This window comes from Bradyrhizobium sp. CFUWI, from assembly GCF_056429085.1.
This window is the reverse complement of sequence record NZ_JBWJZE010000012.1, coordinates 206,301-227,557: the sequence shown is the minus strand read 5'-3', so window position 1 is coordinate 227,557 and position 21,257 is coordinate 206,301. Positions and strand designations below refer to the sequence as shown.

Here is a 21,257-nt window from a genome sequence, read left to right as displayed (position 1 = left end):
TCTATCGACGGGGAATGATTAAAGCGCGGACCGCCAAATTCCAGATCGGACAGGTCGTGCGCCACCGGATCTTCTCGTTCCGGGGCGTCATCTTCGACATCGATCCGGAATTCAACAACACCGAGGAGTGGTGGCTGTCGATTCCTGAGGAGGTGCGGCCGCACAAGGACCAGCCGTTCTATCACCTGCTCGCGGAGAATGCGGAGTCCGAGTACGTCGCCTACGTCTCCGAGCAGAACCTGCTGCCGGACGATTCCGGCGAGCCGGTCCGGCATTCCCAGGTGGCCGAGATCTTCATCAAGAACAAGGATGGCGGCTACCGCCCGCGTAATCCCTCACTGAATTGAGTCGCACCAACAGGCGATCGACAAAAAAGGCGCTCGAGATGAGCGCCTTTTTCATGTCCGGGATTTGGTCCCGATTACTTCTGGCCAGCCGGTGGTGTACCGGGAGGCGTACCCTGCTGCTCCAGCTTCTTGCGCTGCTCTTCGGCCTTCTTCTGAAGCTCTTCCTGGAGCTTCTTCTGGGTTTCCTCGAACACCTTCGGATCGGTCGGCGGACCGTCATAGGCCTTCTGGAATTCGCCGGTGAGCGGCAGCGGCAGGGTCAGCGGCGCGCCATTGGCGTTGATCGCCTGGACAACGAGATTCTGGCCCTTCTTCATGTTGTTGATGAGCTCGGGCGTCGCCTCGTAGTCCGACATGCAGCCGTTCTGGAAGCAGATCACATAGGGTTGCTGCAGCGGCGCGTTGCTGTCGACGATGATGCGGGTGCCGTGCACGAGCTGCATGCCGAGCGGCAGCGTCACGCGCAGGATCTTCTTCGGCTCGCCTTCCGGCTCGATGATCACGGCGGCGATGACCGGCTGGCCCGATTCGATGCGGCCGTCCTTGCCGGTGAAGCAGACCTGCTTGGCGTTGGCGTCCTGGCCCTTGAGGCAGAACTTGGTCCAGGGGGCATAGATCAGCTGGATCTGCTGATCGGCCGGCTGGGCCGCGCCCTGCTGCGCCGGAGCGCCCTGGGCAGGAGCCGGCTGGGCGGGCGCCTGAGCGGTCGGCGCCTTGGGGGCAGCCTTGGGCGTCGCCTTCGGGGCCGGAGCCGCCTTGGGTGCGCCGGGGGCCGGCGCCGGCGCTGGCGCCGGGGTCTGGGCCTCGGCGGCAAACGGGACGGCCAATGCCGTCGCCGTCAACAAGGCGAGAATTCGCCCGCGCGGCCGGGCGGACGCGGCCAAGTAACGGAAATTCATTGCGGAAAACCCTTTCTGAACGGGAAGTGCCCGAACCGCTCCGAAGCATCGAACCTGGCCGCGTTGGGCGCGGCTCTCTCCCCGTCAATTGAGGCGGATAAGTGACGGGCTCGACGCTCTTGCGCGATCGGGTGCCTTCTTAACGTGGCCGACGAAAAGATCAATGCCGACAAGCGCCTTTGGCCACACCCGCAGCCGCGTCCGGGGAAATTCCCTGTGATAGGATTCGAGGCGCGCCCGTCCTCGAATCAACCTGTGCTGATGTTCATGTTCCAACGCCTCGTCGAGGGCCCCGGTGTCCGCCTTTGCGTCCTGGTGCTGGCCTCTGCGCTTGTCCTGGGCTTTGGTGGCGGAGTGTCGATGGTCGCGGCACGGGCCGAGCAGGCCCATGCCATCGCCATGCACGGCAAGCCGGCGATGCCAGCCGATTTCACCCATATGCCCCACGTCAATCCGGATGCGCCCAAGGGCGGCCGCTTGACCTGGGGTATTCTCGGAACCTTTGACAGCCTCAATCCCTTCATCGTCAAGGGACTGGCCGTGCAGCAGATGCGCAGCTACGTGGTCGAGAGCCTGCTCGCGCGCGGGAATGACGAGCCGTTCACGCTCTATGGCCTGCTCGCCAGGAGCGTCGAAACCAATGACGAGCGGAGCTTCGTCACGTTCCGTCTCGATCCGCGCGCCCGTTTCTCCGACGGCAAGCAGGTCGCGGCCGAGGACGTGCTGTTCTCCTGGCAGCTGCTGCGCGACCACGGCCGGCCGAACCACCGGCAATACTACACCAAGGTCGTCAAGGCCGAGGCGCCCGATCCCCTCACCGTCCGCTTCGACCTCGCAGGCGCCAATGATCGCGAGCTGCCGCTGATCCTCGGCCTGATGCCGATCCTGCCGAAGCACGCGGTCGACGTCGCAACCTTCGAGGAGACGACGCTGACGAGCCCGATCGGCTCCGGCCCCTATCGGGTCACGGCGGTGAAGGCAGGCGCCAGCGTTACGCTGACCCGCAATCCCGATTATTGGGGCCGCGACCTGCCCATCAATCGCGGGCTCTACAATTTCGACGAGATCCGGCTCGACTATTTTCGCGAGGCCAACGGCCAGTTCGAAGCCTTCAAGCGCGGCCTCTACGATTTCCGCGTCGAGCACGAACCGCTGCGCTGGCACGACGGCTACGACTTTCCGGCCGCGAGAAGCGGCGAGGTGGTCCGTGACACCGTGAAGCCGGGCCTGCCGCAGCCCTCCGAATTCCTGGTGTTCAACACGCGCCGCCCCATCTTCGCCGACATCCGCGCGCGTCAGGCGCTGACGCTGCTGTTCGATTTCGAGCTGGTCAACCGCAACTACTTTTTCGGGCTCTATTCGCGCGTTGCCGGCTATTTCGCCGGCTCCGACCTCTCGGCCTATGGCCGGCCGGCGGACGCGCCCGAACGTGAGCTTCTCAAACCGTTCGCCGCTCGAATTGCGCCCGACATCATGGATGGCAGCTACCGCCTTCCCGTGACCGACGGATCGGGACGCGACCGCACGACGCTGCGCGCGGCGCTGAAACTGTTGTCGGAGGCCGGCTACGATCTCGATGGCACGGTGCTGCGCAACCGCGCGACGAGAGCGCCCTTCACCTTCGAGATCCTGGTCACGACCCGCGACCAGGAGCGTATCGCACTCGCGTTCCAGCGCGATCTCAAGCGGGCCGGCATCGAGCCGAGCGTGCGCTCGGTCGATCCCGTGCAGTTCGACCAGCGCCGTCTCGCTTACGAGTTCGACATGATCCAGAACCGCTGGGACCAGTCGCTGTCGCCCGGCAACGAGCAATATTTCTACTGGGGCAGCGCGGCCGCGGACAATCCGGGGACCCGCAACTACATGGGCGCCAGGGATCCGGCGGTCGATGCCATGATCGCCGCCCTGCTCGAGGCCCGTGAACATACGGATTTCGTCTCGTCGGTGCGGGCGCTCGACCGCGCTCTGATCTCGGGCTTCTACACAATCCCCCTGTTTAACGTGTCCGAGCAATGGATCGCGCGCTGGAATCGGATAGAACGGCCCAAGGCCACCTCGCTCTCAGGCTATTTGCCGGAGACCTGGTGGGCGAAGGGGCAGAAGCAAGCCACTCAAGCGAAGTGACGCCGTGAACCAGCCAGCAATATCGCCGACGCTCGACACGCTGTTTCAGCGCACGCTGATCCGGCAGCCGCATGCGCTCGCTTTGCTCGATCCCCTCAACAAGGCACGCATCACCGGGCACCAGCCGCGGCGGATGACCTATGCCGAGGTCGACACCGCCATCGAGGCGCTGTCGGCACATTTCGTCGAATCGGGCCTGCCGGCCAATTCTGTCATCGCGATCCAGCTGCCCAACACGATCGAGTTCGTGCTGACGGTGCTCGCCGCCCATCGCGCCGGCCTCGTCGTCGCCGTGCTGCCGCTCTTGTGGCGCCATGCGGAGCTGACCGCCGCGCTCAACCGCACCGCGGCCCGTGCCATCGTCACCATGAGCAAGGTCGACGGCACGAGCTATGCCGACCTCGCGATGCATGCGGCCGCCGAGGCCTTCTCGATCCGTCACGTCTGCGGCTTCGGTACCGACCTGCCCGAAGGCATGGCGTCGCTCGACGACGTGTTGACGCGTCCGCCAGGGACCACGCGGGCCGTGATCCAGGACGGCCGCAAGGCGGCGATGATCTCCTTCGACGTCACCGCGGAAGGCTTTCGTCCGGTGCCGCGGCCGCATTTCAGCTTGATCGCCGGCGGGCTGGCGATGTCGCTGGAAGCCGACATCCGGCAGGGCGCGACATTGATGGCGGCGTTCGCGCCGATGTCGTTCGCCGGCCTCGCCTCCTCGCTCGCAGTTTGGCTGCTCTCCGGTGGCGCCCTGGCGCTGCATCATCCCTTCGAGATCGAGGTGCTGGAGCAGCAGATCAACGAGCATGGTTGTGAGGTGCTGATCGCGCCGGCGCAGCTGGCCTTGCGGCTCGGCGATTCCGACCTGGCGGCGCGGATGCCGTCCTTGCGCAACGTCATCGGTCTGTGGCGCGCGCCCGAGCAGGTGGCCGCGAGCGATGCCTGGATCGCCCCGCATGCACCGCTGACCGACGTCTATCTGTTCGGCGAGGCCGGCCTGTTCGGTGCCCGCCGCGGCGAGGACGGCATGCCGGTCGCGGTGATGCCCGGGCCGCACGGCGCCCCGCGTGAGCAGTCCGGCTCCTCCATTGCCGGCGAAATCCTGCTGACGCCGAAGGGCACGCTCGGCCTGCGCGGCGCGATGGTGCCGATTGCGGCCTATGCCCCGCCGCAGCCGGTCGGTGAAACCCTGACGGCGCAGCCGCCGCGCGACTATGTCGACACCGGTTATGCCGCGCGGCTCGACCGCCCGAGCGGCGCAATCTGCATCACCGCGCCCCCCTCCGGCATCATGGCCGTCGGCGGCTACCGCTTCCTCTCCAACGATTTGCAGGAATGGGCCCGCCGGCTCGGCCAGGGCGCCCTCCTCACCGCGCTGCCCGACCGGCTTTCCGGCCACAGGCTGGCCGGACGTGCCCAGGACAACGCCCGCGCCCGCGAGGCGCTCAGCGAGCTCGGGCTTAACCCACTGATGGTCGAAGCTTTTCGCGATCGCTCCGGGCCGGTCTAGGCGCAGTTTCGCCGGATATGTTGACGCCGCATTAAGGCGGCCGAACTAGATTGCGCGGCATCTGTTGCGTCATCAGAGTTTCCCAATGTCCCAGGCGGGCCCGATCCTCTTTGTGTCCAATGCCGATCGGCCGCCCTTCGTCGGGGCGCTGGACGAGGCCCGGCTGTTTCCCGTGGTCGATACCGACTGGGCCAGCGCGGCACGCGCGGTCGAAGAGGTGCAGCCAGCGGCCATTCTCGCTGCGATGCATGGCGGACACGAGCCGCATCTGGCTGCGCTGGCAAGGAAGATCGCCGAGCAATCGCCTTATCTTCCTTTTGTCGCCGTGGATGCGGCGGGCACGCTGCCTCACAACGCCCTGCCCTTCTCCTCGCGCGGCGGCAATCCCGACCGCCTGATCGCACGGCTTCGCGCCGCACTGCGCGTGCGCACGCTCCATGCCACGGTGCTGCGCCGGCTGCCCGAAGTGAAAGTCGCGCTGCCGCAAGGTGATCCCGCCCGCGATGCCACCGTGCTGCTGATCGGCCGCGGCGCCGCCTACCCCGCGTTGTCCGTCGCGCTCGGCGAACGCGTCGGCGTCGTCGGCGCGCTCTCGATCGAGGCCGCCGCGAAGCACCTCAACACCCGCGACCTCGACGGCGTGGTCCTTGCCGAGGGTTTTACCGCGCGCGTCACCGATGCCTTTCTCACGGTACTCGCCGAGGACACCCGCTTCCGCAGCCTGCCGGTGATCGTCACCGCGCATCAGCTGACGCAGACTTACGATTTGCCAAATCTCGAGCTGATCCCTGGCGAGCCGGCCAAGGTCGCGGCCAATGCGTTGCCCCTGATCCGCCAGCACGCGATGGAAGCCCAATTGAGCCGCACGCTGCGCTCGATCGATGCCGGCGGCTGGCTCGACCCGCGCAGCGGCCTGCTCACCGTGGAAGCCTTCGCCCGCGATTTTGCCAAGGCGGTCGAGCAGACGCTGGCCCGCGGCGGCGGTCTGTCCGTCGCGCGTTTTGCTTTCGACCCCGGCAATTCCCGCGCCCAGCTCGACGCCGCGCGCATCCTCAGCCGCCTGATGCGGCAGATGGATTTCGGCGTGGCGCAGAAGGACGGCTCGGTCATCGTCGTGTTCGCGGAGACCGACTTCCGCACGGCGCATATGATCGCGCGGCGTCTGTCGGCGGTGATGCGGCATACCTCGAACGGCAAGCACGAGATGCGCAGCGATCCCGTCGTCAGCGTGGACTCGCTGTCGCCCTCGGATACGGCGAGGTCGCTGCTGGCGCGACTGTCGGCGGATGCGTCAAGGGCGGCGTCGTAACCACAACCTCGCTGCTGTAGGGTGGATTAGCCTTGCGACTGCGCGAAGCGCAGGCGCGGGGCGTAACCCACCACTTTTCTGCTCGCGGCAACCAAAGATGGTGGATTACGCCTTCGGCTAATCCACCCTACAGCATCTCGCCTCGCGCTCACGCCGCCTTCTTGCTCTCGGCGAGCTGCGCCAGCTGACGCATGATTTCCGTCGTGCCGGCCAGCCGCTCTTCAGGCGTTTCCCAATCCTGCAGGAAGACAACCTTCATGTCGGGCCGCACCTTGGCGGCCTGGCCGTGGCTGCGGATGAAGCTGACGAGGCGGTCGGGATGGGCGAAGGAATTGTCGCGGAAGGCGATGACGGCGCCCTTCGGGCCGGCGTCGATCTTCTCGACATTGGCCCTACGGCAGAACGCCTTGATCGCGGCGACCTTGAACAGGTAGCGCACCTCGTCCGGCAGCACGCCGAAGCGGTCGCGCATCTCGGCGCCGAAGTTCTCGATCTCCTCCTCGGTGTCGAGATCGGCGAGGCGCCGGTACAGCGACAGCCGCACCGAGAGATCGCCGACATAGTCCTCCGGAATCAGCACGGGCATGCCGATCGTGATCTGCGGCGACCAGCGGTCAGCGGCGGGCTCGGAGACGCCGGCCTTGAGGTTGACGATCGCCTCCTCCAGCATCGACTGATAGAGCTCGAAGCCGACCTCCTTGATGTGGCCGGACTGCTCCTCGCCGAGCAGGTTGCCGGCGCCGCGGATGTCGAGGTCGTGCGAGGCGAGCTGGAAGCCGGCGCCGAGCGTCTCCAGCGATTGCAGCACGGTGAGCCGGCGCTCGGCCTGCGCCGTGATCTTCTGCTGCGCCGGCAGCGTGAACAGCGCATAGGCCCGCAGCTTGGAGCGCCCGACCCGGCCGCGCAGCTGATAGAGCTGGGCGAGGCCGAACATGTCGGCGCGGTGCACGATGAGAGTGTTGGCGTTGGGAATGTCGAGGCCGGATTCCACGATCGTGGTCGACAGCAGGATGTCGAACTTGCCGTCGTAGAACGCGGTCATGATGTCCTCGATCACGGCGGGCGGCATCTGGCCGTGCGCGACCGCGACCTTCATCTCCGGCACGTTCTTGTCGAGGAAATCCTTGACCTCGGCGAGGTCGTCGATGCGCGGCACCACGTAGAACGCCTGCCCGCCGCGATAGCGCTCGCGCAACAATGCCTCGCGGATCATCAAGGGATCGTGCGGAGCGACGAAGGTGCGCACCGCGAGGCGATCCACGGGAGGCGAAGCGATGATCGAGAGCTCGCGCACGCCGGTGAGCGCGAGTTGCAGCGTGCGCGGGATCGGCGTCGCCGACAGCGTCAGCACGTGCACCTCGGAGCGAAGCGCTTTGAGCCGCTCCTTGTGCGTGACGCCAAAGTGCTGTTCCTCGTCGACGATCACGAGGCCGAGGTCGCGGAACTTGATGGCCTTGCCAAGCAGCGCGTGGGTGCCGACGACGATGTCGACCGAGCCGTCGGCGATGCCCTTCTTGACCTGGTTCAGCTCCTTGGCCGCGATCAGGCGCGAAGCCTGCGCGACGTTGACCGGAAAGCCCTTGAAACGCTCGGCGAAGGTCCTTGCGTGCTGGCGCGCCAGCAGCGTGGTCGGCACCACGACGGCGACCTGCTTGCCCTCGAGCGCCACGGCAAACGCCGCGCGCAAGGCCACCTCGGTCTTGCCGAAGCCGACGTCGCCGCAAATCAGCCGGTCCATCGGACGGCCGAGTTCGAGATCCTTCAGCGTGGCTTCGATGGCCCCTAGCTGGTCCTCGGTCTCGTCATAGGGGAAGCGTGCGCAGAACTCGTCGTAGAGCCCGGGCTGCACCGGGAGCTTGGGCGCCTCGTGCAGCTGGCGCGCGGCCGCGATCTTGATCAATTCGCCGGCGATCTCGCGGATGCGGTTCTTGAGTTTCGCCTTGCGGGTCTGCCAGCCGCCGCCGCCGCCCAGGCGATCCAGCTCGACATTGGTCTGGTCCGAGCCGTAACGCGACAGCAGCTCGATGTTCTCGACCGGCAGGAACAGTTTGGTTTCGGCGGCATAATGCAGCTCGAGGCAGTCGTGCGGCGCGCCGGCCACGTCGAGCGTTTGCAGGCCGATGAAGCGGCCGATGCCGTGGTCGACATGGACGACGATGTCGCCGGCGGCAAGGCTCGTCACCTCCGAGATGAAATTGTCGAGCTTGCGGCTCGCCTTTCGCGGCCGCACCAGGCGGTCGCCGAGGATGTCCTGCTCGCTGATGAGCGCGATCTCGTCGGTCTCGAAACCGCTCTCGAGGCCAAGCACCGCGAGCATGGTCTCGTTGCGCGGGGTTGCCTGCACGGTGCGCCAGGAGTTGACGCTGGTGGTATGGGCCAGCTTGTGGTCGCGCAGCATCGAGGTCATGCGGTCGCGCGAGCCTTCGCTCCATAGCGCGATCACCACCTTCTTGCGCTGGGCCTGCAACGCCATGACGTGGCCGACCACGGATTCGAACACATTGACATTGGTGTCGTTGCGCTCCGGCGCGAAGTCGCGGCCCTTGCGCGCACCGGCGTCGACGACACTCGTCCCGTCAGCCGGAACCGAGAACTGCGTCAACCGCACCAGCGGCATGCCGCTCTCGCGCTCGGCCCATTCCCCGCTGGTGAGATAAAGCCGATCAGGCGGCAGCGGCTTGTAGATCGCGCCGCCGCCGGGATGCTCCATCGCATCGCGCCGGGCCTCGTAATAGTCCTGGATCTGCTTGAAGCGCTCGCGGACGGCGTCCTCGGCCTGCGGCTCGATCGCGATCGGCGCGCCTTGCAGATAGTCGAACAGCGTGTCCATGCGGTCCTGGAACAGCGGCAGCCAGTGCTCCATGCCGGGATGGCGGCGGCCCTCGCTGACCGCCTCATACAGCGCATCGTCGCGCTCGGGCGCGCCGAACTCGGCAACGTAGCCCATGCGGAAACGGCGGATGGTGTCGGTGACGAGCTGGAATTCCGAGACCGGCACGAGGTCGAGCGAGCGCATATCGAGCAACGTGCGCTGGGTCTCGGCATCGAAGGAGCGGATCGATTCCAGGCTGTCGCCGAAGAAATCGAAGCGGACCGGCTGCTCGAGGCCGGCCGGAAACAGATCGAGGATGCCGCCGCGCACGGCATATTCGCCGGGCTCGCGCACGGTCGAGGAGCGGTTGTAGCCGTTGTGCTCGAGCCAGGCGACGATGGTGTCCATCGGCACGACATTGCCCGGGGCCACCGACAGCGCCTGCGCCGCGACCAGCTCGCGCGCGGGCACGCGCTGCACGGCGGCATTCACCGTGGTCAGCACGATCAGCGGCTTGTCGCTGCCGGTGAGCGAGGCAAGCCGGGCCAGCGTCGTCAGGCGTTGCGCCAAAATGCCGCCATGCGGCGAGACGCGGTCGTAGGGCTGGCAGTCCCAGGCCGGGAAGGTCAACACCGGCAGGTCGGGGGCGAAGAATTGCAGCGCGCGTTCGAGCTGCTGCATGCGCGGACCGTCGCGGCAGATCACGGCAAGGCTGACGGCCGCTTTCTTTGGCCGCGCCGCGATGGCCCGGGCCAGATCGGAGATCACGAGGCCTTCGGCGCCTTCCGCGACATTGGCAAGCGTCAGCGCCCGGCCGGGCGCGAGCAGCTCGGCCGGAGATTTCATCCCCTGTTTCATACGCCGCCGTCCGCGAGCGGATAGGCCTTGATGCGGGCGAACAGCGCACCGGTAACATCAGCCGGCAGGACCTTGTCGGCGGTGATGGCGGCATAGAGATCGGGATCGTTGAGATCGAGCAGCCGCTCGAGCTGCGCCAGTTCGTCATCGGACAGATTGCCGATCTCGGCATCGGCGAAGCGGCCGAGGATCAGGTCCATCTCGCGCGTGCCGCGGTGCCAGCAGCGGAACAAAAGCCGCTTGCGGCGATCGTCCAGCCCGCTGCTCGATCGTGTCGTTCCCGTCATGTCTCAAATCCAGTCAAACGCAGAAAGCCCGGACGTGCCGGGCCGGGGTGATATAGCCACTCGGGGTGGCCGTGTCAGCCCTTTGTTGCGACAAGTCGCTCATCCCGTCCGTCATGGCCGGGCTCGTCCCGGCCATCCACGTGGGGCTGCAAAAAAGACGTGGATGCCCGGCATAAAGCCGGGCATGACGGCCAGGAACAATCTTAGATTCCACTGATGCGCCCCAGCCTGCTCAATCCGCTGTTTGCTGCCGTGACCAGCCTGCCCGGCGTCGGTCCGAAGCAGGACAAGCTGCTGCAGTACCTGCTCAGCCGCAGCGAGACGCCGCGGCTGGTCGATCTCTTGCTGCATCTGCCGAGCCAGGTGATCGACCGCCGGGCGCGGCCAAAGATCCGCGACGCGGTGCAGGGAACCATGGTGACGCTGGAGGTCATTGTCGACCGTCATCGCCCGCCTCCGCCGCGCAACGCGCGCGCGCCGTATCTGGTCTATGCCAGCGACGACACCGGTGACGTCGTGCTGACCTTCTTCCGCGCCAAGCCGGGCTATGTCGAAAAGCTGCTGCCCGTCGGCGAGAAGCGCTACGTCTCCGGCACGCTGCAGATGTATGACGGCATCCCGCAAATCGTGCATCCCGACCGCGTGCTGGACGAGGAAGCGATCGCCAAGCTCTCGGGCATCGATCCGGTCTACCCCCTCACTGAGGGCCTCGCGCTCGGCTCGCTCCGCCGGGCGATCGCGCAGGCGCTGCAGAAGCTGCCGGCGCTGCCCGAATGGATCAGCCCGGAGGTGCTGCGGCGCTGCCACTTCCCGCCGGTCACCGAAGCGCTCACCCGCGTGCACCAGCCGGTCGAGCTGACCGACATATTGCCGGACCAGCCGTTCTGGTCGCGCCTCGCCTTCGACGAGCTGCTGGCCGGCCAGCTCGCGCTGGCACTGATCCGCGCACAGTTGCGTCGCCCCGCCGGCGTGCGCAATGCCGGCGACGGACATCTGCGCAACAGGGTCATCGACGCCCTTCCTTACGCGCTCACGCCATCCCAGCGCAGCGCTGCGGCGGCCATCGCCGAGGACCTGAAGCAGCCGCTGCGCATGCTGCGCCTGCTCCAGGGCGACGTCGGCTCGGGCAAAACCGTCGTGGCGCTGCTCGCGGCGGCCGCGGTCGCGGAGGTCGGCAAGCAGGCCGCGCTGATGGCGCCGACCGAAATCCTGGCGCGCCAGCACATCAAGACCATCGCCCCGCTCGCCGAGCGTGCCGGCATGCGCGTTGCGATCCTCACCGGCCGCGAGAAAGGCAAGGAACGGCGCGAGATCATCACGCAGCTCGCCGCAGGCGAGATCGACCTGCTCGTCGGCACCCATGCGCTGATCCAAGACGATGTGACCTTCCACGACCTCGCGCTCGCCATCGTCGACGAACAGCACCGCTTCGGCGTGCGCGAGCGGCTCGCGCTGACGTCCAAGGGTGAAGCCGTCGACGTGCTGGTGCTCAGCGCGACGCCGATCCCGCGCACGCTGGTGCTGACCTATTTCGGCGATATGGACATCTCCGAGCTGCGCGAGAAGCCCGCCGGCCGGCAGCCGATCGACACCCGCGCCGTCGCCATGAGCCGGCTCGGCGAGGTCATGGACGGCGTCGGCCGTGCCTTGCAATCGGGCAAACTGGTCTACTGGATCTGTCCGCTGGTGGAGGAGTCCGAGGCCGAGGGCACCGAACACCTCACCAACGCGACCAAGCGTTTCGAAAGCCTGCAAAAGCGTTTCGGCGATCGTGTCGGCCTCGTCCACGGCCAGATGAAGGGCACGGAAAAAGACCGCGTGATGGGCCAGTTCGCCGCCCACGAGATCGGGCTCCTGGTCGCGACCACGGTGGTCGAGGTCGGCGTCGACGTTCCCGCCGCCACCATCATGGTGATCGAGAACGCCGAGCGCTTTGGCCTTGCCCAGCTGCACCAGCTGCGCGGCCGCATCGGACGCGGCTCGGAGGCCTCGACCTGCATCCTGCTCTATTCGGAGCCGCTCGGCGAGATGTCGAAGGCCCGGCTGAAGGTGATCCGCGAGACCACCGACGGTTTCCGCATCGCCGAGGAAGATTTGAAGCTGCGCGGCGAAGGCGACGTGCTGGGTGTGCGCCAGAGCGGCCTGCCCGGCTACCGCATCGCGCGCCCGGAGGTTCACGGCCAGCTCATCGCCCAGGCGAGAGACGAGGCGCTGCGCATCCTGAAGGACGATCCGAAGCTGAAAGGCGAGCGAGGCGAGGCGCTGCGGTGCCTGCTGTATCTCTACGAACGCGACGAAGCGATCCCGCTGATCGGGGCGGGCTAGCTCGCAGCCCTTCGTCGCCCGACCTCGTAGGCCGCAACATGCGCGCGGGCCAGATCCAATAGCGGCGTCTCGATGCCCAGGGTACGGGCTCGGTTCGCCATATCGCCGAGGATGTGCTCGGACTCGGTCATCGAGCCGCGCTCGATATCGCGCAGCATCGAGGCCTTCAGCGGCGAATCCAGGGTGGTGAACAGCTTGCGGTCGAACTCGATGAACGGCGCGCGCGGCTCATATCCCGATGCTGTGGCAACCGCGCAGCATTCCGCGAACAGGCGGAAGATGGACTGCTCGCCGTTGGGCACGGCCAGGATGTCGCCGATGCTTGCACGCATCAGGCAGGTGATGCCCGCGATCGTCGAGAGTTGAATGAACTTCTCCCACATGTCGTGCGTGATCGCCTCGCTGGCGCGCACGTCGATACCGGGAACGTCGAACAATGTCTCCAGCGCGAGGGCGCGTTCACTTAAGGCGCCCTCGATCTCGCCAAAGACGATGGTCTGGTTGGCCATGAAGTGAAGGACCCGGCCATCCGCGTCCAGCCCGGCACTGACATTTGCGAGACCGCCGAGGACGCGAGTGGCGCCGAACCTGGCTGTAAGAGCGTCGATGTGTTTCAACCCGTTCAGGATCGGCAAAATCATCGTGTGGGGGCCGACAGCGGGCGCAAACTGGCTCATCGCGTCGTCGAGCGAGTAGGCTTTCACGCCGACCAGCACGACGTCGAAGGCCTCCCTGAGATCGCCGGCCAGAAGGATCTTCGGCTGCACCACGAAGTCGCCGTGCGGGCTCACCACCTGCAATCCGTTCTGCCGCAGCTTACCGGCCCGCTTCTCGCGCACCAGAAAGGTCACGTCGCGGCCTGCCCGGACGAGACAAGCGCCATAATAGCCGCCGAGCGCGCCCGCGCCGATGACAAGCACTCTCATTCGAACTCCCGTCTCAGAAGAACCGCAAACACAATAGCAGATGGGCTCCGCAGCGTCTCATCTCCGTCATTGCGAGCTCAGCGAAGCAACCAGGATCTTTCCGCGGAGGGACTCTGGATTGCTTCGCTGCGCTCGCAATGACGCGTGGATAGAAACCCGCACACCGCAACCGCAAACCTTGCGGGAGCGAACGTGGGTACGTCAGGTCTTCTTCCGCGCGTTCCCCGCGGCAAACGCCTTCAGCAACGTGGCATCCACCGCCTCGCCCTTCGCATCATCCGCCAGATGCTCGAACCAGCGCGCAAAGCCCTCGTAGATCTGGTTGGCCGGATGATCGGGGCCGAGGAACCCGGAGATCTCCCGCATTTCCGCGACCCAGCGATAGGCTTTCGGAATCATGTCCGGCAGCGCGACCTCGAGCCGCGCCAGGATCGCGGGCTGGCTCAGTGCCAGCTCGTCGCGCAGCGCATCGGCGGCGCCCGCCTTGGTTGCCGCGATCACCATGGCCGAACCGATGCCGGCGAGGCCCTTGACGATGCCGGCATAGGACATCTTCAGCGCCGAGGCGGCGCCGACCGGGCCTTCGACGATCCGCACGTCGAGCCCGAAATCCTTCAGCACCGCGACGTCCTTGGCGTGCTCGCCGGACACGTAGAACGCAGGACTTTTGCCGCCTGGCTGCGGCGGAAAGCCGATGATGCCGCCATCGACGAACGGCGCCTGCGCCGAGCCGATGATCTCCTCGATCCCACGCACGGTGTCGACGTTGACGGCGTTGCAATCCACCACGATTGGCTTGTGCTCGCGCCTGACGATCAGCGCCGCCAGCCGTTTGGCCAGCGCGACGGCTTCCCCGGGCGGCACGATCGAAAGAATGATGTCGGAGCCAGCGATCGCATCGTCATCGGCACCGATCATGCCGCAATCTGCCGCGCGTTTGCGCGTCGCCTCGCTCCGCCCGGTCAGGGACGTCAGCACGCGCCCACCATGCTCGCTGAGGCGGCGGGCGACGGCGCTGCCCATGGCGCCGGGCGCGAGGATCGCAATGGTCTTGGACATCATGCACTCCAGATCGAACGCCGAGCGAGGCGCTCGGCTCGACGGGAGACTAGCAGAGCATGCCAACGCGCGCGTGACCGACGCCATCCCGCAACGGAATGGCTCTACTCCACCTTCGCAGGCTCGGGCTGCATCGCCGACGCATTGGCGATGCGCGCGGCGTTCGCCATGCCCGCGAGTGCCGCGGCCTTCTTCGGATCGGGCGCCGAGCCCGGCTGCACCACGCCGGCCGACATGATCAGCGTCGCGGCATCCTCCGTGCTCATATCGACTTCGACGATCTTGCTCTTGGGCACGTAGAAGAAGAACCCGGTGGTCGGGTTCGGCGAGCACGGCAGGAACACCGAGACGTGCTCCTCCTGCCCCGGCAGGCTGCGCGCGACCTCTTCATTCGGCGATTGCGAGATCAGCACGATCGACCACATGCCCGGCGACGGAAACTCGACCAGGCCCACCTTCCGGAAGCTCGAGCCCTTGCCCGAGAACAGCGTCTCGAACACCTGCTTCAGGCCGCGGTAGATGGCGCGCACGGCCGGAATCCGGCCGAGGAGCGTTTCGCCGACATCGACCAGGGTGCGGCCGATCAGATTGGCCGCCAGGAAGCCGACCAGCGTCAGCGTGAAGAATGCGACGACCAGTCCCCAGCCGGGAACGACATACGGCAGATAGGTTTCGGGCCGGTAGGCCAGCGGCACGAAGGGCCGCACCACGCCGTCGACCCAGGTGACGAACCACCAGACCAGGTACAGCGTGATCGCGATCGGCCCTGTGACGACGAGCCCGGTCAGGAAATAATTGCGGAAGCGGCCCATCAGGCCGGTATGCGGTTCCGGGACGGGATCAAGAGGCGCAGGCGCGTCGTCGCGGGGGGTCATTCGGGTTCCAGGTCGGTCGCAGCACACAAGCTAGGGTCTTCTAGCAGATTTTGGAAGACCACGACCGGCCGATATCCCGCCTGCCTATTCCACAGTCACCGATTTCGCGAGGTTGCGCGGCTGGTCGACGTCGGTGCCCATCACGACAGCCGTGTGATAGGCGAGCAGCTGCACCGGGACGGCATAGACCATTGGCGTGAACGCCGCCGCCATGTCGGGCATGACGATGGTGACGAGGGACTCGACGGTCGCCTCTTCCGCGCCCTTGGCGTCCGTCATCAGGATGATGTTGCCGCCGCGGGCGGCGACCTCCTGCATGTTGGAGACGGTCTTCTCGAACACCCGGTCGTAAGGCGCGATGACGACGACAGGCATGGTCTCGTCGATCAGCGCGATCGGTCCATGCTTGAGCTCGCCGGCGGCATAGCCCTCGGCGTGGATGTAGGAGATCTCCTTCAGCTTCAGCGCGCCTTCGAGCGCGAGCGGAAAGCTGGTGCCGCGGCCGAGATAAAGCACGTCGCGCGACTTGGCGATCCGATGCGCGAGCTTCTCGATCTGAGGCTCGGTGGTGAGCGCGTCTGCCATCAGGCGCGGAATCTCGACCAGGCCGTGAACCAGTTTGGTCTCGTCCTCGTCGGACAATTCGCCGCGCGCCTTGCCGGCCGCGATCGCAAGATTGGCCAGCACCATGAGCTGACAGGTGAAGGCCTTGGTCGAGGCGACGCCGATCTCGGGGCCGGCTAGCGTTTGCAGCACGGTCTCGCTCTCGCGCGCGATCGTCGAGGTCGGCACGTTGACGACGGCGATCGTGTGCACGCCCTCGGCCTTGGCATAGCGCAGCGCGGCCAGCGTGTCCGCGGTCTCGCCCGACTGCGAGATGAAGATGGCGAGATCGCCCTTGCGCAGCGGCGCCTCGCGGTAGCGGAATTCGGAGGCGACATCGACCTCGACCGGCAGCCTCGCAAAGCGCTCGAACCAGTATTTTGCGACGAAGCCGGCATAGCTCGCGGTGCCGCACGCCGTGATGTTGATGCGCTGGACGTTCCTGAAGTCGAACGGCAGCTTGACCGGCAGCGAGACGCGCTCGCTCGCCATGTCGACGTAGCGCGCCAGCGTGTGGCCGACCACTTCCGGCTGCTCGTGGATCTCCTTGGCCATGAAGTGGCGGTAATTGGCCTTGTCGACCAGCGAGGTCGAGGCGGCGTGCTTGATCTTGTCACGCTGGACGGCATTGCCATCCTTGTCGAAAATCGAAGCGCTCTTGCGGGTCAGCACGACCCAGTCGCCGTCCTCGAGATAGCTGATCGTGTCGGTGAACGGGCCGAGCGCGATGGCGTCGGAGCCGAGATACATCTCGTCGTCGCCGTAACCGATCGCAAGCGGCGGACCATTGCGGGCGCCGATCATGAGATCGTTGTCGCCTGCGAAGATGAAGCCGAGGGCGAAGGCGCCACGCAGGCGCCCCAGCGCCAGCTTCACCGCTTCCACCGGCTTGTTGCCGCGCGTCAAGAGATCGTCGACCAGATGCAGCACGATCTCGGTGTCGGTCTCGGTGTTGAACACCGCGCCGTTCTTCTCGAGCTCCTCGCGCAGCTCGCGGAAATTCTCGATGATGCCGTTGTGGACCACAGCGACGCGCTCGGTCGCGTGCGGATGGGCGTTGTTGACGGTCGGCTTGCCGTGGGTGGCCCAGCGGGTGTGGCCGATGCCGGTGGTGCCCTTCAGCGGCTCGGCTTCGAGCCGCTTCTCCAGGTTTTTCAGCTTGCCCTCGGCGCGGCGGCGCTCGAGGTGCCCGCCTTCGAGCGTCGCGACCCCCGCTGAGTCGTAACCGCGATATTCAAGACGTTTGAGCGAATCCACCAGCTGCTCTGCAACCGGCTCGCGCCCGAGAATGCCGACAATCCCGCACATGCGGACACTATCCCCCAAATCGTCGAAAAATCGCCTAAACGACACGTCCGGTTTTTAGCGAAATTCAGAAGCAACCAGATACTCAATAATTATTGCGGATTGAGACAGCACGGACCGCAACCTGAGCTTCTCCTGCGTCGAATTGGCCGGCCTTGGACCGCGCACATTAACTTGCTGTCAACATATTTGGCCAACGATTCCGGCTCAGGAGAGTGAGGCCATGAAAGGCTCGTCCGACCGCAAAGGTCTGTCATCGACGTACTTGCGTGCCAGCGAGACCACGGGCACGCATCTCGCACATTGGCCGCCGCCCCAGCGCGGCAAGGAAAGCAAGCCCGTCTTCATGAAGCATCCCGAAGGCGAGCCGGTCAAGCGCGCCAAGCCGCGCGGCTGGCGCCTGACCCGCGCGATCTTCTCCGAATTCGCCGACGACGAATAGCGGAAAGCTCATTTCTCCGGCTTCTTGCCGCCCGTCTTCACCTCGCGAAAACGCGCCGCGCCGCCTTCCCGGATGGTCTGCTGGTTGCGCTCCAGCGCCATGGCGTCATCGGGCACGTCGTGCGTGATCACCGAGCCCGATCCGATATAGGCGCCGTTGCCGATTCTGACCGGCGCGACCAGCGAAGAATTGGTGCCGACGAAGGCGCCCTGCCCGATCACCGTCTTGTGCTTCTTGAAGCCGTCGTAGTTGCAGGTGACGGTGCCGGCGCCGATGTTGGAATTGGCGCCGACCGTGGTATCGCCGATATAGGAGAGATGGTTGACCTTGACGCCGGCCTCCAGCGTCGCCGCCTTGGTCTCCACGAAATTGCCGATCCGCGCGCCGTCGCCGAGCGAGGTGCCGGGCCGAAGCCGCGCAAACGGGCCGATCGAGACGTTCTTGCCCAGCGTCGTCTGCACGATGTGCGAAAAGGAATGGATCACGGTGCCGTCGGCGATCGAGACGCCGGGGCCTATCACCACGAACGGCTCGATGGTCACGTCCTTGCCGAACTCGGTGTCGGCGGCGAGATAAACCGTCTCCGGAGCGATCAGGGTGACGCCGGCTTCCATTGCCGCCTTGCGCAAGCGCGTCTGCATCACGGCTTCGGCCTCGGCGAGCTGCGCCTTGGTGTTGATGCCGCGCACCTCGTCCTCGCTGGTCTCGATCACGACGGACTCCCATCCCTCTTTGCGGACGATCTCGACCGCGTCGGTCAGATAATATTCGCCCTTGGAATTGGCATTGCCGATCTGCCCAAGGATTTGAAGCGCCCGGCGCCCGTCGATCGCCATCACGCCGGCATTGCACAGATCGATCTTGCGCTCGTCGGCGCTCGCATCGGCCTGCTCGCGGATCGCGACCAGGCGTTCGCCCTCGACGATGAAGCGGCCGTAGCCGGCGGGATCGGCGGCGCGGAAGCCGAGCGCGGCGATCGCAGCGCCCCTGGCGAGCGGCGCGCGCAGCCGCGCAAAGGTCTCGGCCGAGATCAGCGGCGTATCGCCGAAGGCAATCAGCAGATCATCGGCGCCGCGCGCAATGGCCTCGCCCGCCGCCAGCACCGCATGCGCGGTGCCGAGCCGCTCGGCCTGCACGAAGGTGAGCGTGTCGGGCCGGATGCGCTTCGCCTCGTCCGCGACCGCCTGGTGGTCGGGACCGATCACGACCGCGAGCGAGCTGCCGGTTCCCTTCGGCGCCGCGCCGAGCACGTGGGCCAGCAGCGTCTGGTGAGCGACCGGATGCAGCACTTTCGGCAGGCTCGAGCGCATGCGCGTGCCTTCGCCGGCGGCGAGCACGATCGTGAGGCTGGAACGGGCGGTCATCGAAATCCTGTCGGTTCGGCCGAATCAAATGGCGCGGCAGGCGGGCCGCCCTCAAGAGCTGCCGCCTTGCTACCCCCGCAAACGCCCGGAATTCAAGTGCGGCACGCATTTCCTGTTAATGTTCCTTGATTGATTCGGGGAAGCTTCGGGGCTGGGCACTTAACGTTCATGGCAAAGGATTCCGACCCACTGGCGGATGCCTTCGGCGCCAAGGAGACCGGCGGACTGTTCTCCGGACTCTTGGCTGAGGAAAGCGCGTTCGATCGCCGCCTGATGTGGCGTCTGGGCTCGTGGGGCGTGGCGGCCGTGGGCGCGGTCACCATCGCGGTGCTGGCCAATCAGGCCCAGCTCGGCTGGCGGCGCGACCAGGTTGCTTCCGCCGATCTGGCGCGCCAGGCTGACCGCCTCCAGATGCTCACCAGGGAGAGCCAGAACGAGGCCCGTCGGCTCACGGCCGCTATCGAGACGCTGAATACGGATCGCGACCGGCTGTATTCGCGCGTCACCGTGCTGGAGCAAGGGCTCGATTCCGTCACCGGCGCCATCGCCAGGCAGACCACCCCGCCGCCGCCGCCGCAGGCCGGCAAGACGCAGGATGCTGCGCCCGCAGCCCCCAGCGTCGCGCCGGTTGCTTCGACGCCTGCTTCCGCCGCCGACAAGCCTCGCACCGAGGCCGCCAAGGACACGCTCAAGGATCCCCCGAAGGAAGCGGCAAAGGAGCCGCCGCCGCAGACCGCCGCGGCCGCCTCGCTCGTGCAGCAATCGCCGGCGATGAATTCAGCGTTGCCGACCATTCCGCTGGTCCCGTCCAAGTCGATCATGGCGCCGCCCGATCCGGCCGCATCGAAATTGATGCAGCCGGAGACGAACGAGAAGGCCGCCGAGAAGAAGGCCGAGCCGGCGCCCGCGCCGACCGAAGCCGTCGTGGCAGCCGCCAAGCCATCGGAGGCAACCGAGAGCGAATCGCCCGCGATCGCGGTTCAACAGACGCGTTTCGCGATCGATCTCGGCGGCGCCAATTCGGTCGACGGCCTGCGCGCGCTCTGGCGCGGCGTGACCAAATCCAATCCGGAAATCGCAGCGCTGCGACCGATCATCATGATCAAGGAAGGCACGACAGGGCTTGGCATGCAGCTCCGCCTCGGTGCCGGCCCGCTCGTCAATGCCGCCGCCGCCGCGAAGTTCTGCGCGAGCCTTGCCGAGAGCAATCGTCACTGCGAGACCACCGTGTTCGACGGCCAGCGCCTGTCGATGCGTGGCTCGGAAAAGGCGCAAGACAAACCCCAGGACAAGGCACAAGAGAAGTCGCAAGACAGGGTTCAGGAGAAGAACGCGGAGAAGAATCAGGACGCGGCCCCGCAAGCCGAAACCGCGCCCAGCGCCAAGCCCGAGAAGCCGCAGCGCCGCCGCAGCTACACTTCGAAACGCACCAAGCGCGAGGAGCCCGCGCCCGCTCCTGCGGCACAGCCGGCGCCGGCGCCGGCGAAGCCGGAGACCGCATCGGCGACATCGACCTTGTCGTCGTTCTTCAGGCGATAGGACGCCCCGTCTCCGACGAAAGCCTCTTGCATGCGGCGATCGGACGCTAGGACCTGAGCTGTCCTTTTGCAGCCCGTTTGCGTTCATTCACGGCGCGCCCCAGCGGCGCCTCAACCTTCCGAAACTCCCGGGCTTCGATGAATGAACTTGATGATGTGCTGAGGCTTCTCGTCGCGGCCGGAACAGGCCTCTTGATCGGCATCGACCGCGACATGAACGACAAGCCGGTGGGGATGCGAACGCTCGCGCTCGTGTCGCTCGGCTCCGCGCTGGTGTCGATCGCCGTGATCGAGTTCCAGAATTTGCGCGACCACCCGGATGCGATCTCCCGCGTCATCCAGGGCGTCGTTACGGGCGTGCTGACCGGCGTCGGCTTCATTGGCGCCGGCGTCATCCTGCACGACAGCAAGGCGAAAACCGTTCACGGCCTCACGACCGCGGCGACCGTCTGGATCGCGGCGGGGCTCGGAATCGCATGCGCGCTGGGCGCCTGGCTGCTCGTCGGCGCTGCGATCGCGGTGACGTTGCTCGTGCTGTTCGTTCTCGGCTGGGTCGAGCGCCGGCTGGGACTGAAATAGGTTTGGCCCCCCGGCGGCTTTGACGGCTGCTTGCGCACGTCTAGAGCGAGCCGGACCAACAGAAACATCGCCTGCCCTGTTGCCTGCCCGCGCCATCG

General features: G+C 66.3%; 16 protein-coding genes. 8 read left to right on the top strand and 8 right to left on the bottom strand.

Annotation, left to right across the window (positions count from 1 at the left end; genetic code table 11):
• Window positions 1–14 precede the first annotated feature (14 nt).
• Window positions 15–347: a heat shock protein HspQ gene (hspQ, locus tag AC066S_RS25595; protein WP_126257599.1), complete on the top strand. Its 333-nt coding sequence runs from the start codon at window positions 15–17 to the stop codon at window positions 345–347.
• Between the two features lie 74 nt (window positions 348–421).
• Here hspQ and AC066S_RS25590 read toward each other — a convergent pair whose 3' ends face one another.
• Window positions 422–1,246 (bottom strand): invasion associated locus B family protein, encoded by an 825-nt coding sequence (locus tag AC066S_RS25590; protein ID WP_135171169.1) that lies wholly within the window; start codon window positions 1,244–1,246, stop codon window positions 422–424.
• A gap of 261 nt (window positions 1,247–1,507) precedes the next feature.
• Here AC066S_RS25590 and AC066S_RS25585 point away from each other — a divergent pair, with 261 nt between their 5' ends.
• The 3 genes from AC066S_RS25585 (at window position 1,508) to AC066S_RS25575 (ending at window position 6,186) form a co-directional block, all read left to right on the top strand.
• Window positions 1,508–3,370, top strand: a complete 1,863-nt coding sequence (locus tag AC066S_RS25585; RefSeq protein ID WP_478270922.1) for an extracellular solute-binding protein — start codon at window positions 1,508–1,510, stop codon at window positions 3,368–3,370.
• A gap of 4 nt (window positions 3,371–3,374) precedes the next feature.
• Entirely contained in the window at window positions 3,375–4,877 is a 1,503-nt protein-coding gene (locus tag AC066S_RS25580; protein ID WP_135171171.1) for an AMP-binding protein, read from the top strand.
• Between the two features lie 85 nt (window positions 4,878–4,962).
• A complete protein-coding gene (locus AC066S_RS25575; protein ID WP_135171172.1) occupies window positions 4,963–6,186 on the top strand; it encodes a GGDEF domain-containing protein in 1,224 nt (407 codons plus the stop codon).
• A 148-nt stretch (window positions 6,187–6,334) separates the two neighbouring features.
• Here AC066S_RS25575 and mfd read toward each other — a convergent pair whose 3' ends face one another.
• On the bottom strand, window positions 6,335–9,856 hold the full coding sequence (gene mfd, locus AC066S_RS25570) for a transcription-repair coupling factor (RefSeq protein ID WP_478270921.1): 3,522 nt from the start codon (window positions 9,854–9,856) through the stop codon (window positions 6,335–6,337).
• Complete coding sequence (locus tag AC066S_RS25565) at window positions 9,853–10,143, bottom strand: FAD assembly factor SdhE (protein WP_126257593.1); 291 nt, start codon at window positions 10,141–10,143, stop codon at window positions 9,853–9,855. The genes mfd and AC066S_RS25565 overlap by 4 nt, the downstream gene beginning before the upstream one ends.
• 216 nt (window positions 10,144–10,359) lie before the next feature.
• On the opposite strand from AC066S_RS25565, the gene recG reads away from it, so the two are divergent.
• Window positions 10,360–12,468, top strand: coding sequence for an ATP-dependent DNA helicase RecG (gene recG, locus AC066S_RS25560; protein WP_126257591.1), 2,109 nt, complete (start codon window positions 10,360–10,362; stop codon window positions 12,466–12,468).
• On the opposite strand, the gene panE is transcribed toward recG, so the two are convergent.
• The 4 genes from panE to glmS all read right to left on the bottom strand — a co-directional run bounded on the left by panE (window position 12,465) and on the right by glmS (window position 17,239).
• Window positions 12,465–13,394: a 2-dehydropantoate 2-reductase gene (gene panE, locus AC066S_RS25555; protein ID WP_478270920.1), complete on the bottom strand. Its 930-nt coding sequence runs from the start codon at window positions 13,392–13,394 to the stop codon at window positions 12,465–12,467. The two genes, recG and panE, sit on opposite strands and share 4 nt — an antisense overlap.
• A 201-nt stretch (window positions 13,395–13,595) precedes the next feature.
• Window positions 13,596–14,453 (bottom strand): NAD(P)-dependent oxidoreductase, encoded by an 858-nt coding sequence (locus AC066S_RS25550; protein ID WP_478270919.1) that lies wholly within the window; start codon window positions 14,451–14,453, stop codon window positions 13,596–13,598.
• A 104-nt stretch (window positions 14,454–14,557) separates the two neighbouring features.
• The gene (locus AC066S_RS25545; RefSeq protein ID WP_126257588.1) at window positions 14,558–15,328 is read right to left on the bottom strand and encodes a DUF502 domain-containing protein; all 771 of its coding nucleotides are present in this window, start codon (window positions 15,326–15,328) and stop codon (window positions 14,558–14,560) included.
• 84 nt (window positions 15,329–15,412) lie between these two features.
• On the bottom strand, window positions 15,413–17,239 hold the full coding sequence (glmS, locus tag AC066S_RS25540) for a glutamine--fructose-6-phosphate transaminase (isomerizing) (RefSeq protein WP_478270918.1): 1,827 nt from the start codon (window positions 17,237–17,239) through the stop codon (window positions 15,413–15,415).
• A 220-nt stretch (window positions 17,240–17,459) separates the two neighbouring features.
• Between glmS and AC066S_RS25535 the strand changes: the two genes are divergently transcribed.
• Window positions 17,460–17,678 carry a hypothetical protein gene (locus AC066S_RS25535; protein WP_126257586.1) on the top strand — a complete coding sequence of 73 codons (219 nt, stop codon included), beginning with the start codon at window positions 17,460–17,462 and terminating at the stop codon, window positions 17,676–17,678.
• A gap of 8 nt (window positions 17,679–17,686) precedes the next feature.
• Here the strand turns inward: AC066S_RS25535 and glmU are convergent, their stop codons facing one another.
• Window positions 17,687–19,042 (bottom strand): bifunctional UDP-N-acetylglucosamine diphosphorylase/glucosamine-1-phosphate N-acetyltransferase GlmU, encoded by a 1,356-nt coding sequence (gene glmU, locus AC066S_RS25530; protein ID WP_478270917.1) that lies wholly within the window; start codon window positions 19,040–19,042, stop codon window positions 17,687–17,689.
• 168 nt (window positions 19,043–19,210) lie between these two features.
• Here glmU and AC066S_RS25525 point away from each other — a divergent pair, with 168 nt between their 5' ends.
• A complete protein-coding gene (locus tag AC066S_RS25525) occupies window positions 19,211–20,581 on the top strand; it encodes a hypothetical protein (protein WP_478270916.1) in 1,371 nt (456 codons plus the stop codon).
• Between the two features lie 137 nt (window positions 20,582–20,718).
• Complete coding sequence (locus AC066S_RS25520) at window positions 20,719–21,159, top strand: MgtC/SapB family protein (protein ID WP_126257583.1); 441 nt, start codon at window positions 20,719–20,721, stop codon at window positions 21,157–21,159.
• The last annotated feature ends 98 nt before the right edge of the window (window positions 21,160–21,257 follow it).